Here is a 16,386-nt window from a genome sequence, read left to right on the forward strand (position 1 = left end):
GGTTCAAATTTGAAACACAAATGTTAAGAACTTTGAGCTGGCTCGCACAAGCCAGCAACAAAATTACACTTTTGCGTTATTGCCATCGTCGGCGAGATAGCGTCGCTCAAAGGTATCCGTCGGCACGGCGCGGCCAAACAGGAAGCCCTGACCGCTCTCCACACCCGCCGCAGCCAGCCACTCGCGCTGGGCTTCGGCCTCAATACCTTCGGCAGTCACGTGCAGGTTCAGGCTGTGCGCCATCTGGATAATGGCCTGCACCAGGCTGCAATCCTCCGGCAGCCCTTTCACAAAGGTTTTGTCGATTTTCAGGACGTCCACCGGCAGGGTTTTCATGTGCTGGAGCTGACGCAGGCCGGAATACCCCATACCAAAATCGTCAAGCGCAATGCGGATCCCGGCATTACGCAGCGGTTTCAGAATGGCGACAGCGTCGTCAGGATTGTCAATACAACGGCTCTCGGTGACTTCCAGGATCAACGTGTGGGGCTGGATGCGGTAGCGATGGATCAACTCGAGCATATCCGGCACCATAGTCGGGTGCATCAGCTGTAGCGCAGAAAGATTCACCGACAGCGGCAGCGTGATGCCCCGTTGTTGCCAGGCCGCAAGCTGGCGGCACGACTCTTCCAGCACCCAGTATCCGACGGTGACCATCAGGCCGCAGGACTCGATACGTTCGATCATCCCCTCAGGCAGCTCCCACGTGCCGTCCGGCTGCTGCATGCGCAGCAACGCTTCGGCGCTGGTCACTTCACCCGTGCGCAAATCCACCTGCGGCTGTAGCCAGAGCGCAAACTGGCGATTGTCCATCGCCGTCAGAATGTCGCTCTCTTCCGTCAGGCGCTGCTGGGCTTTTTCCATTTGCTCCGGATCAAAGAACTGGATCTGGTTTTTGCCTTTTCGGCGCGCGGTAAACGCTGCTGAGAAAGCCCGACGGTATAACTGCTCGGCGGTCAGACCACCGTAGTACATTGCGATACCAATGCTGGCACTTGGGCGTAGCTGGATACCCTGAATGGGTAGCCGCTCATTTATGACAGTGAGTACTTGCTGACCTAACGTAATAGCGTGCCACGGCTCTTTTACACCGTGCGCAATCACCACCAGGTCATAGCCGCTGACCTGGGTAAGTACCATGCGCGGCGCCAGCACAGATTTGATTTTTTCCACCAGCGTCAGTAATAGCATCTCGCGCTGGCTCTCTTTCAGCACGCCCGTCGTGTCCTGCAAGGTCTCGCAGGCAATCACCATCAGCGCGGTGGTCTGCTGGCGAGCGACGGTCTGCTCCAGCAGGGCCATTAAAAACGCTTTGTTTGGCAGGTCGGAAACCGGGAAACGGGTGGTGTTATTACTGACCTCTTCCTGCTGACGCAGGACACGCTGCTGGTTGATATTGTAACTGCGGACCAGCATGCCGATTTCATCGTCGTGATGCAGACGCGGCAAGGGAAGCTGATGCCCCATGTGCTCCTGCGGAGAGAGGTCATTCAGCTCCCGGGCTATGCGGCGCAACGGATGCACAATTAACCGGTTGATGCACCACGTCAGCGCCACGCTCAACATTAAGGTCAAAAGTAAGTAAGTAGTCACTAACGTAGCAACCCAACTCATGACGAATTTATACATGCGGTACGAGTCCGCCTGTAGTACCAGATAGGCCAGCGGCTGCGGGTTAGCCGGTCTTTCCAGGGAATAGAGAGGCAGGGAAATCTGCACCGGCAGTTCAAACAGGCGCATCACCATCATCGGGACGGGACGCTCCGGGATAAAGCTCATCCGCAGCGCCTGGAACTGGTTCGGCAGCACGACGTCGGCGCGGCTCACGATACCGGCGGGCTGAATGCGCTTCAGGATGGATTCCGCCTCGGGGATATCCCCTTTCAGGATCGAGGCCGACAGGGGTTCCCGCACCGAGCGGGCAATACTTTCCAGTTGCGAAGCCGTGTTATAGCGATTCTGCTGTACGGAATGAAACAGCAAAATGACGCAGAAGATGAAGACAAACAGCATTGTGACGGCAGACACCATCGCCATCTGTTTGATCGTTAAGGAACGGCTGACACGCAAAATGACTCTCCACAAAACTCGAAGCGCAGGGCGCACCAGGGCGTAAACCTGGTGCGCCCGAGTATACCCGATAGCTGCACTTTTAAGAGAGACTTACAATTAGATTAAGCAAAAATCCGATCACCAGTCTGCATAAGGCACCAGCGGTTCCGGCGGTAAGTCCATATCACCCTGCCAGCCTGCGGCAGAATACCGAACATAGAGCAGCGCATGGCTCGGGGTATAGTCTTTCGCTTCCTGAATATCGACGCCCAGACCGACAAACCAGTTGGACGTCACACGGCGTTCAACAATCGCCCTTGCGGTATAACCCGTCCCTGACGAGCTACTTCCGGTTCCCATCACACCTTTATCGGTATAACGGCCTGGCTCATTGTCCGGGATCAGCCCCTGCAACGGATAACGCATCACATCCTTTGTTTTTGAATGGGACCATGAGACGGAACCGCCCAGTTCCCATGACCAGTTCTCTGTGCGTTTACGCCAGTTCACCGGTAAGGCGAACGACACATACTCCTGGGGACTGTAGTAACCGCCCTGGCCCAGCGAATAGCCACTTAAATCCTTATCGTAATGCCAGAGCATGTTGGACACACCGACCGTCAGACGCTCGTTGTTCTGATTGATAAGCTTGTAGTAATAGCCGGTCATCCAGCGGACCCGCCAGTTATCTTCGACATTCTTCCCGGTGAGGCTGTCGGCACTCAGGCTTGACCAGATCCCGTTAGCTTCGCCTTTGTCGTAGCTCATGCTCACGCCGCCACCGGTAGCACGCACGCCGCCCCAGGTGGTGTCGGTATTGGGATCTTTTTGCCCGGCGAAGGCCAGCACAGAGCTGGAAATCGGACGACGATGGGCGTTCAGGGTGTAGCCAATCGGCCCCAAGTCGTTGCTGTAGCTCAGGCTGCCCACCACATCGACCACGTCGAAGCCCATCGGCGTTGTACCGATGTCCCACGCCCAGGTTTTGTTCTGCCAGCCGACGGCCACGCTGGCGCCGTTGGCCGACTGGTTCGTGCTGCCGTGACATGGCGTTTCGGCGCAGGTACCCCACGTTGGATCGTAGGTTCCATTGTCCGTATCAAAGGAACCGGCGTTCATATTGACCAGATCGCTACGGAAGAACATGCGGCCATCCGATAGCGGCGCATCCACCTGGAGCATAGTGGTGTGCGCTTTCAGGTCGGAATAGCCCCCCGTGCCGCTGGATCCCCAGTAGTCGTGTTGCAGCGTGACGTTCAGATCCTGCTGACGATAAAGATCGCCTGCATCGCTGCGCACGCCGCGCTTCAGCCAGTCATCTTTCTCATCGTTACGCGTAAGACGCGTAAAGCTGTCGTTATCGGTCGGACGGGTCGTCGTGATGCCCGATGAGACCATCGCATCTTTCCAGGTTTCCAGCGCCTGCTGAGGCTGGCCGTTTTGCGCCTGGAAACGGGCGGCATCACGCATCACCAGCGCGCTTTCCATAGAAGGCGGCTGCGATTTTGCCTGAGGAACAATGGCGTTGAAGGTCTTTTCTGCCGCGGCAGGATCACCCAGACCGGCCTGCGCCATGGCGATCCGGCGCTGCATATTGAGGGAGAGCGGTTCGCCGTTTTGTGCCGCGGGCAGTTTCGCCAGCTCAGCGCGAGCGGCGTCCCTGTTGCCCTGAGCAAGATTGACTTCGGTCAGGCCGAGAATTGCGTCTTCGTTCTGCGGTTCCCGTTGCAGGACGGTGTTGTAGGCGGTTTTCGCGGCCTCATGATCGCCACGCTGTTCAGCCCAGTCCGCCAGCGTTAAGTCAATACGGGTGGACGGGGGCTGCTGGCGAAGCAGCGCTTCCGCCTCCTGCTCTTTTCCACCGTCGCGCAGGCGGTTGGCGGTTTCCAGCACCTGGTTACTTTGCAGGCGGTCCGCCAGCGCCTGGATGTTGCCGTTCCACTTGTCGCGCGGCAGCGTGTTCAGATGCGCCAGCGCGGCCCGGTCCAGATCGTTACCGGACAGGTACAGCCCGCTGGCGTAAACCTGATCCGGATCGCCCGGTTTCTGGCTTGCCAGCTGGCGCATCAGGTTATCTGCCTGGCTGCGCTGACCCGCGCTATACAGATCGCGTGACAGTCGGTAGGTGATCCACACGTCGCCCGGGGAAAGCGCAAGGCGTCGGCGCTGAATTTCTGCGGCCTGCGCATAGTTTCCCTGGCTTTCCAGCTGTTCAGCCTGAGCCGAGAGCTGCTCGTTCGTCAGGCTACGTTCAATATCATCAATGCTGCGGCGCTGGCTGGCAGAGAGCGACTGAATAAACTGCGTCGCCTTCTCCGGAGACTGCGCGCGATAAATATTGGCAAGACCGCGTACCGCGTTGCTGTTGCCGCTGTCCATCCGCAATGCCTGGCGATAATAGCGTTCAGCCGCGTCGTTATCTTTCCGCGCCGCCGCCGCGTCACCCAGCCCCAGGACCGCGTAGCTGTCCGTATTGTCAATGTTGCGCGCCTGCTGATAATAGCGTTCCGCCTGGGCTGTCTTGTTGGCTTTCAGGGCGTTATCACCCTGCTGGATCAGCAGCCAGTATCGGTTAACCTTCAGCAGGCTGTCCCATTTGCCCCGGTTGTCGCTCTGCGGATCGAGGGCGATCGCCTTTTCAAACTGCGCAACCGCGCGGGCGCGATCGCCTTTCTGCGAATAGGCCTGCCCCAGCGCGCCTACGGCTTCACTGTCGGCGTGGTTGGCGCTGACTGCTTTCTGCAACTCCGTTACCGCTTTACTGCCCTGCCCGGCATCCACTGCGGCTAACCCTTCGGCTTTGGCGCGAAACGCCGGATCGGCGAGCTGTTTTTGCTGCGCTTCAAGCTGGGCGCGCGCCGCCGTCACGTTATCGCCATCGCTGAACACGCTCAGGTATTGTTGCAGCGCGGTAACGCTGGCGCTACTGGCCGGCTGATCTTTGATCTGCTGGTACCACATGTCCGACGCCTGACTGCGGCCATTGTTCGATTTGGCCATCTCCTGTAAAACCGCAAACCCTTCATCACGCCGTCCACTCTGGAACAGAAGCTGCGCCAGCGAAGCCTGTAGCGGGGCGTTGCCCGGACTGCTGGCGTTGATTTTCTTCAGCTGATTAATGGCCAGATTGCGGCGGGAAGGCTCTTTCGCCACCACGTTCCAGTACTCCGTCGCGATGTCGCCGCTGGGCGGATTACCGTCAAACAGTTTGTCATACGCGGCAATAGCTTCCTGCGTGTGCCCGGTGGTGGCGAGCAGGCGAGCCTGCTGGAGGGCCTGGCGACCATCCGGCGTGGAGAGCAGCATGGTCGTACGGGAGGACTGATACGCACTGGAATCGGGTGCCATTCCTTTCAGGCGATCCAGCTCTTTTTGCGCGCCCGCCGTATCCCCCTGTCGTAACAGGTAGCGGAAGCGAGCCGCAATCACGTCCGGGTTGTTGGGGTCGATCAGCTCAAGGCGATAGAGCGACTGGCGCACCAAATCCTCACGCTGGGTGGATTCCCCCAGACGAACCTGTTCCAGCAGCTGTCTCTGCTGCGGGGAGTTGGCGGCCTGGGCCAGGGGCATGAGCGCCAGGCCAAGCGATAAGGCGAGTAGATTTAGTGTGAACGTGCGCATTCCTGGCCCCAATCCGGTAGTAATTCACCTTGCGCGGTGAAACGAAAACGATGCTGATCCCACCCTTGTCCAAAGAGGGTCAGAACGTAGCTGTAATAAGCATTGTTATCGGGAAAACGATCGGCGACACGCTGGCGTTGCACCGCCTGCGCGTCCCGTTCTTGTAAAAATGGAAGCAGGGAGGCAGAAAACCCTACCGGACCATCTCCGGTACGTTTCCCGGTCGCTACGTCCACTTTTTCCGGCGGTAAGCCTTGTTTGATTGTGGTGGTCGCCATGGGCTTGAAACGCGCCAGTAGCCGGGCTTTTTGCGGATCGTTATCGTTCATCATCCCTACCCACAGATAGACGCGAATCGCATCGTAACTGCCGATCAGGGTCGTATCCTGCTTCAACTGCCAGCCGCCCTTTTTCTGGTATTTCACCCAGTTCGGGGAAAATCCTTTTGGCGCGGTCTCCAGCAGCAGACGCAGGTTGGTTTCACGGAGCGTTGTCCACGGTGCGCCGAAACGGGTGAAATAGCTCGCAAGCTGCGGCGGCAGGTAGCTGGGGTTGAAGCGCCAGACACTCTCTTCGGCAAAACCGACTTTACCCGGCAGCAGCATAGAACCCAGCCCCGGCACCTTCACCACTTCCTCACTGGCAATGCGCGTCAACAGCGCCTTACCCGTGCGCGTGTAATCGGGATTTTTCCACAGCCGCCCGGCTTCCAGCAGCGACCAGGCAATCCAGATATCGGCATCGGACGCGGAGTTAGGGTCGATAACCGCCCAGGTGTTGTCGTCCTTTTTTCCCCATAGCCACGCCGGGAGATGTTGGGCTAAATCCCCCTCGGCAAGGTTATCGCGCGTCCATGTCAGCAGCAGATCGAACGTCTTGCGATCGTTTGCTGCCAGGGCAAAGAACAGTCCATAGCTTTGCCCTTCGGAGGTGGTGATTTTGCGCGCGTCACTGGGATCAATGACGCGCCCACTTTCGCTCATATAATCCTGTTTGAACGTCTCCCAGGCAGGCCAGCGACAGGCGGCGTGAAGATTCGCCGCCGCCAGCATCAACGCTGCGACTACACACCCGCGAAAGATTTTCATCACGGCTTACTCATGGTCCGGGTTAAGACGACGACGGCTGATGATTCGCAGCAGACGCCACAATACCCATGCCAGCAATACAACGCTGAGCGCAGCCAGCACGGCCAGCAGCACCGGGTGGTTAGAGAGGGCGTACCACAGGCGTTCGAACCACGGCAGATGACCGACGTAGTAGACATCCCCCACGCGCAGGCTGTTTACCCCCGACTCACGGATCACCGAGACGGAACCGAACATTGCCGCCCGTTTACCGCTGTCGTTCATGGCCGTGTTGAGCAGCTCATAGCCGCGCGGGCTGTCCGCCAGCAGGGCGATCACGCTGCGCTGGTCGTTATACGGAGACTGGAAGCCGACAATCGCAGCCATCGGACCCGTTGAGCTTACGGTCGTCCTGATATTGGCCTGACGATCGCCGCTGTCCGGCATGATGCTCGGGAACTCGGTCTGACGCAGCGGCGTGTTGACCCATGACTGAGCCGCCTGCACCAGCAGATCGACGCGCTTCTCGTCTTTCAGCTTGTCCGGAATGTTGCCGATGACCATGATATCGGCATCTTTGTTCTGGATCTGGCTACCGTCATCCGTCACCGTCACGTTGATAGCCGGTAAGCCGGTTTGCGCCCCGACGGTGCCCATGGTGTCCAGCAGCGTGGCAACCTGGCCTTCGTTGGCCGCTTTTGGCATCACGACAATCGATTCAGAGAGATCAGCCATGCGGCTGAACGGGAAACTGGCGTTAGCAAACGCACGCAGATCCGGCATCGCGATAAAGTGGTAATACTTCGAGAAGTCGATTGTGGAATCATCACCAATCACCACGTGGTTTTGCACCGGCTGGAAGGTAATACAGTTTTCCACCGATCCACCCGGCATCGGGTTCATATACTGGAAGTTAAACCGGAGCTGGTTCACCGCACCGAGCTTCAGCGCCGGGATCGACACATCGGTTTTGCCATCCAGCAGCCCCTGCAATACAGGCAGACGAAGCATCAACCGGTTTGTCTCCTGGCTGCTGGTCAGGCTGAAGGATTGCAGGAACTGGTTGTTGAGGCTGATATCCATGCGCGAGCTGTCTTTGGTTACCGGCGCGGTGTAACGGTAGTTCAGGTTGATATCAATACCGTTGGTGCGCAGCAGATAGAGATCCGGCGGCAGGTTCAGCGACAGGCTGACAGGAGAAGGTTCAAGCCCGGTTGACTGCAATTGCTCTTCATAGGTTTTCAGCTCGCCGAAGGTAATCGCGCGGTCGGTGCGGACCCAGTTCGGCGCATCATAAGGCTTACGTGCCAGCAGCGGTTTCACCTCATCCACCACGACGCTATTACCGCGGAACAGGATATTGCCCTGAGCAATGCCTTTTGCCGCCTGCACCAGATCTTTATCATCACGCCCGAAGATCACCAGCAGCTTCACGTACGGATTGTCGGGATGGCTGATCATCTCGATGGTGGGCGCTTTCACCTCTGGATGGTCCCGCAGGAATGCCGGGCGTTTGGCGTTGGTGGCAAACACAATCGCGTTTTTGTCCGGCATTTTGTCGTACATAACCGGGAAACTCTGGCCACGCCAGCCGGAGCGGGAACCAAACCAGGATGCCACGATAGAGGCCGCCAGCTGTTCGGTCACATCAGGAGAGCCCGCAAACACCATTGGCAGGTTCAGTGGACGGTTATCACGCGGGTCGAAGAAAGGCACCGGGAAGGCGGAGAGATCATTTTTCAACGCCAGCGGCTGATAGGTCATCTGAAGCGAAGAGTTACGACCAACATCCAGCCACAAGGTGCTGCTGGCCGGGTTTTCACAGACATCGCGGTAATGGCCGACAAATTCCAGACGCACGCGGTTAAAGTCGGTGATAAACAGCGGGTTAATCGGTACCTGAGCCAGGGTTTTCTTACCCAGTTGCTCTTTGGTGACGGGCAGGACGTCCATCAGCTCATCATTCAGATAGACCTTAAGCTGGGATTGCACCGGCAGCAGCGACGGCGATGGCGTGTATTCCAGGTTGAGCATCGCTTTCGACACGACTTCATCGCTACGCATACCGAATTCGACACCGCCATTTGGGTTGATGCCGCGCAGAACCATGCTGCCCGGAGGTGGCGCGATCTGGGCGAACGTCAGCTTAACGTCACGCGACGGCGTATTTTCCGCAACCACCGGTGCACTGGCTCCCGGCACGCCAGACATAACCTGCCCAACCACCGGGTTGTCGGCGGGCAGCGTATTCCCCGTCGTCGGCTGATTCGGGACGACGTTTTCCGTCTGCCCCGGCGCCGCCGTCACTACCGGATCGGTCGCTTGCGCGACGACAGGCACCGTTGGCGCGGGTGTGGTCGCTGCGTTATCAGGCGCCGCGTTAGCCACTGTTGCAGGGAGCGCACTCATCCCCATTGCCACTGCACATAACCAGGAAAGTTTTGTTTTCATCGCGTTATCATCATTGTTGAGCCATAACCGGGTCCGCCTGCTTCGCTTCATCTCGCTCAGGTCGACGCGGAATGAACGACACGACCCAGGAAACCAGTGAAGTAAGTGACCGGAAAATTAATTTCACCGACGACGGGGCAAATTCTGCAAGGTGACGATAGCCACGGAACCCCAGCTTAAGAATATCCAGCAGGCTTTCCAGAGGCTTATCCTCAGGGAAGCTGTCCTGCCAGAGAGCCCACGTATCCGCGCGGGCAAACGTACACTGCACAAAATCAATGTGTTGCTTTTTAGTCAGCGGCATCAGTTGCAGACCCACTTCATTTCCTCTCACACGCACCACCTGCGTCGGGAAGACATACTCCTGCTGGCCGCGCTTAAGCAATAGGTTGACCTTCTGCCCCTCAAGCACCTTCGCCTGACCGTTGATCTTGATACCCAGACCGCCATCCGAAAAGTCATGTACGGTACAGGAGAAGAGATGTCCATCGTCGCGGGCAATGGCCGCTGGCATGCTGATTTCGACGCGATGCGCGCGGCGAACCTGTTTGCTCTCCACCGATACCGCCACCGCGCCACCGAGGATAATCAGGTTATAAAACACCCACGCCATACTCACGAAGACCGTCAGAATTTCGTTTTCCGGGCCGTAGAAGTAGCGCCAGACCCCAACAATCACGCCCACAATATTCAGCAGCACCAGGAAGATATAGGGCCGGGAGATCACCCAGTCGACATACTCCTCTTCCACCAGCCCGCCCTTCGCGGTGACGTTGAATTTCCCTTTATGCGGGTTAATCAGCGCCACCATGGTTGGCGGCGCGATATACCAGGCCAGCACCGTTTCGTAGATTTCACTCCAGAACGAATGGCGATATTTCCCCTGAATCTTCGAGTTCGTCAGGCTGGCGTGGATCATGTGCGGCAGAACGAACAGGGCAATCATCAGCGCAGGCGCATAGATGATGTAAGCGTGAAGAAGCAGGAACGCCAGCGGCGCAGTGAGGAAGATAAGCCGAGGAATACCCGACAGGAAGTGGAACATGGCGTTGACGTAGCACAGCCGTTGCGCCAGTTTCAGTCCTTTACCCATCAGCGGGTTATCGAGGCGGAAAATTTGCACCATGCCGCGCGCCCAGCGAATACGCTGGCCGATGTGCGCCGACAGGGATTCCGTGGCCAGCCCCGCCGCCTGAGGAATGCGCATGTAGGCGGAGGTATAGCCAAGACGGTGCAGACGCAGCGAAGTGTGCGCATCTTCCGTGACCGTCTCGACGGCGATCCCGCCAATTTCATCCAGCGGTTTACGGCGGATCACCGCACAGGAGCCGCAGAAGAATGTTGCGTCCCACATGTCGTTCCCGTCCTGCACCAGACCATAGAACAGTGTGCCCTCGTTCGGGGTTTTACGAAAACGACCGAGGTTACGTTCAAACGGGTCCGGTGAGAAGAAGTGGTGCGGCGTCTGCATCATCGCCAGCTCTTTCTCCTTCAGGAACCAGCCCATGGTCATTTGCAGGAACGAGCGCGTTGGCACGTGGTCGCAGTCGAAAATAGAGACGAACTCCCCTTTGGCATATTTCAGCGCATTGTTGAGTTACCGGCCTTAGCGTGTTCATGCGTGGTACGGGCGATGTACTCGACCCCTACTTCGTCCGCGAACTGGCGGAACTCGGCGCGGCCACCGTCATCGAGGATCCAGATTTTGATTTTATCCTTCGGCCAGTCGATACCCAGCGCGGCGTAAATGGTGTTTTTCACCACCGACAGGTCTTCGTTGTAGGTCGGCACGAAGAGGTCCACCGTTGGCCACTGGGTCGTGTCTTTTGGCAGCGGCACCGGCTGTCGATTCAGCGGCCAGATAACCTGGAAGTAACCCAGCACCAGCACGATCCAGGCGTAAGTCTCAGCAAACAGCAGCACTAACCCACACACCAGGCTGACCGGATCGTCCCAGTTCAGCGTTGAGGTATATCGCCACCAGATGTAGCGGCAGGAAACGGTCAGCGACAGCACGATCAGCATCAGGGCAGAAAAACGCCCCGGAATGCGCCGCACCAGCAGCGCCACGCCCCATAGCAGGATCAGGAAGGTAAACTGTGCCAGCGGGTTGAAGGGCTGGGTAATACAGACCAGCGCCAGTATGAGCGAGAACACCACCACCACGCCGAGAATAAAACGCCGTAAGCCCGGGTGAAGGTGCCCGAGCTCTTTGTGATTATCTAAATGACCTGTTCTATCGCCAACCCGGTCGGGTAGCCGGTTAAGCCACTGGTGATAGTGTTCACGTAAGTTCTGCACGCGATCGAAGCTGCGCCAGCGGGACGTTTTTTTCTCCGCACCCGTTGAGGTCGCCAGAAGCCAGATGGACTGTATAGCGTAGCGCGCGGGATCGAGCGGACGCGGCTTGTCAGGGTTGATATGCGGATAGAGTTCACCGTGGCGCGCACGAATACGTTGCCAGCGTGGATGTTCGAGGGGGATGAACATCCACGCCAGAATCATCCATAAGCAGCCCAGCGCAGCGCTCAGCGATGAGGCGCCGTGATGACGGTAATGGCGGTAGCGTTCACTTAAGCGCGAACTGACCGGCGGGATGAGCAACCAGTTGGTCAGGCGGCTCATACTGAACTCCCGGCAGGCTCCGGCCGTTTCGCAAAGTGCAGCAGACACCAGTTGGCCAGCGTCAGGATCTCTTCTGCCGCCAGTGAATCACTACGGTACTCCCCAAGCGGTTGTTTGGAAGCGAGGCACTCCGCCATCGCTTCGTCACGATGAATAACCATTGGCAACAGGCGGCGCTGACTCTGGAGCCAGACCTGGTACAGATCGTCCTGGATCTGGCTGCCAATGCGCAGATCGTTAATCAGAATATGGGCATTGGCAGGCATTGCCTGTTGATGCAGACGGATATGACAATTCGCATCTACGTTCGCAATGGAGAGCACATGGTCGCACTGCGACAGAAGCTGGCGGGTCAGCGACGCGGCGCCGTGCGGCAGGTCCAGCAGGATCCACTGATAGTGTCCGCTCTCTTTCAGACTCTGCAAAGCGGTGGTGAAGCGAGAGAACAGGCGCTGAAACGCAGCTTCATTCCCGCGTTCGGTTTCCGTCATCTGACCAAAGGGAAGCAAATCGAGCTGGGAGGTATAGCGCAAACCCGCATCCCGCCAGTCTTTATCGTCCAGAAGCGCGCGCCCCCAGCCGTTTTCATGTGTAAAGTCGACATTGAATGACATGCGCAGCAAATTATCGGAGCAGGCATCAATAACCAGTACTGATTCACCTAAAACCTGTAATGACCACGCCAGCGCCGCGGTTACGGAAGTTGTACCCACTCCACCACGGACGCCCTGTAATCCTAGTACGGCCATCAATGGCTTCCTTATTGTTGTTGGGCAAACTCAGCTAATAACGGCCAACGTTTAATAGCCGCAGCCAACTGTTCCCGCTGGGAAATATCGGTGTAATCTATTTCAGGCAATGAAAAAGCCTGCGTGAGCGCCAGAAAATCGTTTTGGAATGTGTAACCCAGGCTTGGGTCGACTGGAGTTGCGGGTTCGTTATTTTGCATTCTTATTTCATCCCTTTGAGTAAAATCATAAGATTCAGATGCAGCGAGGCGTCCTGCCCACGAAATTTCATTTACATGCTAAATCTGATGTTCTTTAATTTCAATGTTAGGTTTATTTCTACGCTTTCGCTAGTAAACTGAGAGACATAGAAATTCGACGAAAAGAGGGACACCGTGGACTCCATATTTTCTATTGGCATCCAGTCATTATGGGACGAATTGCGCCACATGCCAGTCGGAGGAGTCTGGTGGGTTAATACGGATCATAATGAAGATGCCATCAGTCTGGTAAACCAGACGATAGCGGCGCAGGGTAAGGATTACCGCGTGGCCGTCATTACGATGGGCGATGAGCCAAAGTCAATCATCAGGCTCGAAACTGACCGTGGACCCCAGACAGTACGATTATTTTCCATGCCAGCGGAGGCCGACAGTTTATACTTTTTGCCCCGCGATATTCAGTGCTCTATTGTTCCTGAACACTATTTACTGATTCTTAAATGTTCTCAAAACGGTCTACAAAATATCCCGTCTGAAAAACTGCTGAAATGGCTGGGAAGAATCAGCAGATGGGCAAAAAATCAAAATTGCACCTTATTGGTTGTTAACCCGGGCAGTAATAACGACAAACTTTTTTCACTTTTAATGAGTGAATACCGTTCCCTCTATGGCCTGGCCAGTATTCGTGTCCAGACTGACAGCCATCTTTACGACGTGGCTTTCTGGTGCAATGAAAAAGGGGTGAGCTCCCGACAGCAGCTTACCCTCAAAAATGTCGGGGACGAGTGGCATCTTGCTCAACAGGAAGAGACGGTGGTTCAGCCACGCAGTGATGAAAAGCGCGTTCTGAGTCATATTGCGGTACTGGAAGGTGCGCCTGCACTGTCTGAGCACTGGTCACTATTCGAAACCAACGAGGCCTTATTTGATGAGGCGCGCACCACGCAGGCGGCGACCATTATCTTCTCGTTGATCCAGAATAACCAAATCGAAACGCTGGCACGGCACATTCACACATTACGTCGCCAGCGCGGCAGCGCGTTAAAAATCGTGGTACGTGAAAATAATACCAGCCTGCGCGCCACCGATGAGCGCTTATTACTGGGCTGCGGCGCGAATATGGTCATTCCCTGGAATGCTCCCCTGTCGCGCTGTCTGACGCTGATCGAAAGCATTCAGGGCCAGCAGTTTAATCGATATGTTCCGGAAGATATCAGCACCCTGCTTTCAATGACGCAGCCGATGAAACTGCGCGGCTACCAGAAATGGGACACCTTCTGCGATGCGGTGGGCAACATGATGAGCAATACGCTTTTACCGGCAGACGGAAAAGGGGTGATGGTTGCCCTGCGTCCTGTGCCGGGCATTCGCGTTGAGCAGGCGCTCACCTTGTGCCGCCCTAATCGTATCGGGGATATCATGACCATTGGCGATAATCGCCTGGTGCTGTTCCTCTCCTTCTGTCGGGTGAACGATCTGGATACCGCCCTGAACCATATCTTCCCGCTGCCTACCGGGGATATTTTCTCGAACCGCATGGTCTGGTTTGAAGATAATTTGATCAGCGCTGAGCTTGTCCAGATGCGAGCCCTGGCACCTGAAAAATGGGCCAAACCGTTGCCTGTTACAAGTGGTGCCAAACCGGTTCTGAACGCGAAACATGACGGGCATGTATGGCGTCGGGTTCCTGAGCCGCTACGCTTAATGGATGAGAACAAGGAGAGCGTTCCATTATGAATATCAGCGATATCATCCAACTGGTTGTTCTGTGCGCGCTGATTTTTTTGCCGCTTGGCTACTATGCACGCCATTCCCTGCGCCGTATTCGCGATACGATCAGATTACTGTTCGTCAAACCTCGCTATATTAAACCCGCCGGCACACTGACTCGCGCTTCAAACGTCAAGGCAAACCGAAAACATGACTAATTCTACCTATACCTCTTCAGCGCCATCGCCACTCTGGCAATACTGGCGCGGTCTGTCCGGCTGGAATTTCTACTTTCTGGTGAAGTTTGGTCTGCTGTGGGCAGGCTATCTTAATTTCCACCCGCTGCTTAATCTGGTGTTTATGGCATTCCTGCTGATGCCAATTCCAAACCTCAGGCTGCACCGTATACGTCACTGGATTGCTATCCCTATCGGTTTCGCCCTGTTCTGGCATGATACCTGGCTACCCGGCCCCGAAAGCATTATGAGCCAGGGCTCCCAGGTCGCAGGTTTCAGTGCGGACTATATGCTCGATCTGGTTGAGCGCTTTATTAACTGGCAGATGATTGGCGCGGTATTTGTCCTGCTGGTTGCCTGGCTGTTCCTGTCTCAGTGGATCCGGGTGACGGTGTTTGTCGTCGCGATTATGATCTGGCTAAACGTACTGACGCTGACGGGCCCGAGCTTCTCGCTGTGGCCAGCCGGTCAGCCGACGACAACCGTAACCACCACGGGCGGTTCCGCCGCCGCTACCGTCGCGACAGCAGGGGATACGCCTGTGGTTGGGGATATTCCAGCGCAGACGGCGCCGCCGACATCCACGAACCTGAACGCGTGGCTCTCCAGTTTTTACGCTGCGGAAGATAAGCGCCAGACGAAATTCCCGGACGCGCTGCCTGCCGATGCTCAGCCGTTTGAGTTGCTGGTCATTAACATCTGTTCTCTGTCCTGGGCTGACGTTGACGCGGCTGGTTTGATGTCGCACCCGCTGTGGTCGCATTTCGATATTCAGTTCAAAGACTTCAACTCGGCCACGTCGTACAGCGGCCCAGCGGCTATCCGCCTGCTGCGCGCGAGCTGTGGGCAGCCCTCGCATAAGAACCTCTACCAGCCGGCAGCTAACCAGTGTTACCTGTTTGATAACCTGGCAAAACTGGGCTTTACCCAACACCTGATGATGGGCCATAACGGTCAGTTCGGTAACTTCCTGAAAGAAGTGCGTGAACAGGGTGGCATGCAGGCCCCACTGATGGACCAGAAAGGGCTGCCAGTGACGTTACTGGGCTTCGATGGCTCGCCGGTCTATGACGATACCGCCGTACTTCAGCGCTGGTTTGACACCGTCGGTAAAGAGGAAGGGACGCGTAGCGCGACGTTCTATAATACGCTGCCGCTTCACGACGGGAACCATTATCCGGGCGTAAGCAAAACGGCCGATTACAAGGCCCGTGCGCAGAAGTTCTTCGACGAGCTGAACGCGTTCTTCAACGAGCTGGAAAAATCAGGCCGTAAAGTGATGGTGGTGGTGGTCCCGGAACATGGTGGAGCGCTGAAAGGCGACAGGATGCAGGTGTCTGGTCTGCGCGATATCCCAAGCCCGTCCATCACAAACGTTCCGGCCGGGATTAAGTTCTTTGGCATGAAGGCACCGCATCAGGGCGCGCCAGTTGAGATCACCCAGCCAAGCAGCTATCTGGCCATCTCGGAACTGGTTGCTCGCGCTGTAGACGGTAAGCTGTTTGTGGAAGATAGCGTGAACTGGGATCAGCTCACCAGCGGGCTGCCGCAGACGGCGGAGGTATCGGAAAACGCCAATGCGGTGGTGATCCAGTATCAGAATAAGCCTTATGTCCGACTGAATGCCGGGGATTGGGTGCCGTATCCGCAGTGACCTGCTACACCCTCTCCCCCT

Annotated in this window: 9 protein-coding genes and 1 pseudogene; 3 read left to right on the top strand and 7 right to left on the bottom strand. The window is 56.7% G+C overall.

From position 1 onward, the window contains the following. Positions 1-63: 63 nt before the first annotated feature. The 7 genes and pseudogenes from hmsP to bcsR all read right to left on the bottom strand — a co-directional run bounded on the left by hmsP (position 64) and on the right by bcsR (position 12,765). Positions 64-2,070, bottom strand: a complete 2,007-nt coding sequence (hmsP, locus tag ACQG1K_RS21415; protein WP_367076328.1) for a biofilm formation regulator HmsP — start codon at positions 2,068-2,070, stop codon at positions 64-66. A 120-nt stretch (positions 2,071-2,190) separates the two neighbouring features. After that, complete coding sequence (bcsC, locus tag ACQG1K_RS21420; protein WP_367076330.1) at positions 2,191-5,673, bottom strand: cellulose synthase complex outer membrane protein BcsC; 3,483 nt, start codon at positions 5,671-5,673, stop codon at positions 2,191-2,193. Then, positions 5,655-6,761: a cellulose synthase complex periplasmic endoglucanase BcsZ gene (bcsZ, locus tag ACQG1K_RS21425; protein WP_045622444.1), complete on the bottom strand. Its 1,107-nt coding sequence runs from the start codon at positions 6,759-6,761 to the stop codon at positions 5,655-5,657. The genes bcsC and bcsZ overlap by 19 nt, the downstream gene beginning before the upstream one ends. 6 nt (positions 6,762-6,767) lie before the next feature. After that, a complete protein-coding gene (bcsB, locus tag ACQG1K_RS21430) occupies positions 6,768-9,191 on the bottom strand; it encodes a cellulose biosynthesis cyclic di-GMP-binding regulatory protein BcsB (protein ID WP_071993648.1) in 2,424 nt (807 codons plus the stop codon). Between the two features lie 10 nt (positions 9,192-9,201). After that, a pseudogene (gene bcsA, locus ACQG1K_RS21435) lies at positions 9,202-11,816 on the bottom strand (UDP-forming cellulose synthase catalytic subunit). Beyond that, positions 11,813-12,565, bottom strand: coding sequence for a cellulose biosynthesis protein BcsQ (bcsQ, locus tag ACQG1K_RS21440; protein WP_023298843.1), 753 nt, complete (start codon positions 12,563-12,565; stop codon positions 11,813-11,815). The pseudogene bcsA and the gene bcsQ overlap by 4 nt, the downstream one beginning before the upstream one ends. A gap of 11 nt (positions 12,566-12,576) precedes the next feature. Continuing rightward, positions 12,577-12,765 carry a cellulose biosynthesis protein BcsR gene (bcsR, locus tag ACQG1K_RS21445; RefSeq protein WP_022649731.1) on the bottom strand — a complete coding sequence of 63 codons (189 nt, stop codon included), beginning with the start codon at positions 12,763-12,765 and terminating at the stop codon, positions 12,577-12,579. Between the two features lie 174 nt (positions 12,766-12,939). Between bcsR and bcsE the strand changes: the two genes are divergently transcribed. The 3 genes from bcsE to bcsG are packed head-to-tail and all read left to right on the top strand — an operon-like array spanning position 12,940 to position 16,365. Next, positions 12,940-14,502 (top strand): cellulose biosynthesis c-di-GMP-binding protein BcsE, encoded by a 1,563-nt coding sequence (gene bcsE / locus ACQG1K_RS21450; RefSeq protein WP_367076332.1) that lies wholly within the window; start codon positions 12,940-12,942, stop codon positions 14,500-14,502. Further along, positions 14,499-14,693, top strand: coding sequence for a cellulose biosynthesis protein BcsF (bcsF, locus tag ACQG1K_RS21455; protein WP_022649733.1), 195 nt, complete (start codon positions 14,499-14,501; stop codon positions 14,691-14,693). Before bcsE ends, bcsF begins: the two co-directional genes overlap by 4 nt. Continuing rightward, positions 14,686-16,365 carry a cellulose biosynthesis protein BcsG gene (gene bcsG / locus ACQG1K_RS21460; RefSeq protein ID WP_023298844.1) on the top strand — a complete coding sequence of 560 codons (1,680 nt, stop codon included), beginning with the start codon at positions 14,686-14,688 and terminating at the stop codon, positions 16,363-16,365. The genes bcsF and bcsG overlap by 8 nt, the downstream gene beginning before the upstream one ends. Positions 16,366-16,386: the final 21 nt, after the last annotated feature.

The sequence above is a fragment of the Enterobacter cloacae complex sp. 402C9 genome (assembly GCF_050030745.1).
Taxonomy (GTDB): domain Bacteria; phylum Pseudomonadota; class Gammaproteobacteria; order Enterobacterales; family Enterobacteriaceae; genus Enterobacter; species Enterobacter intestinihominis.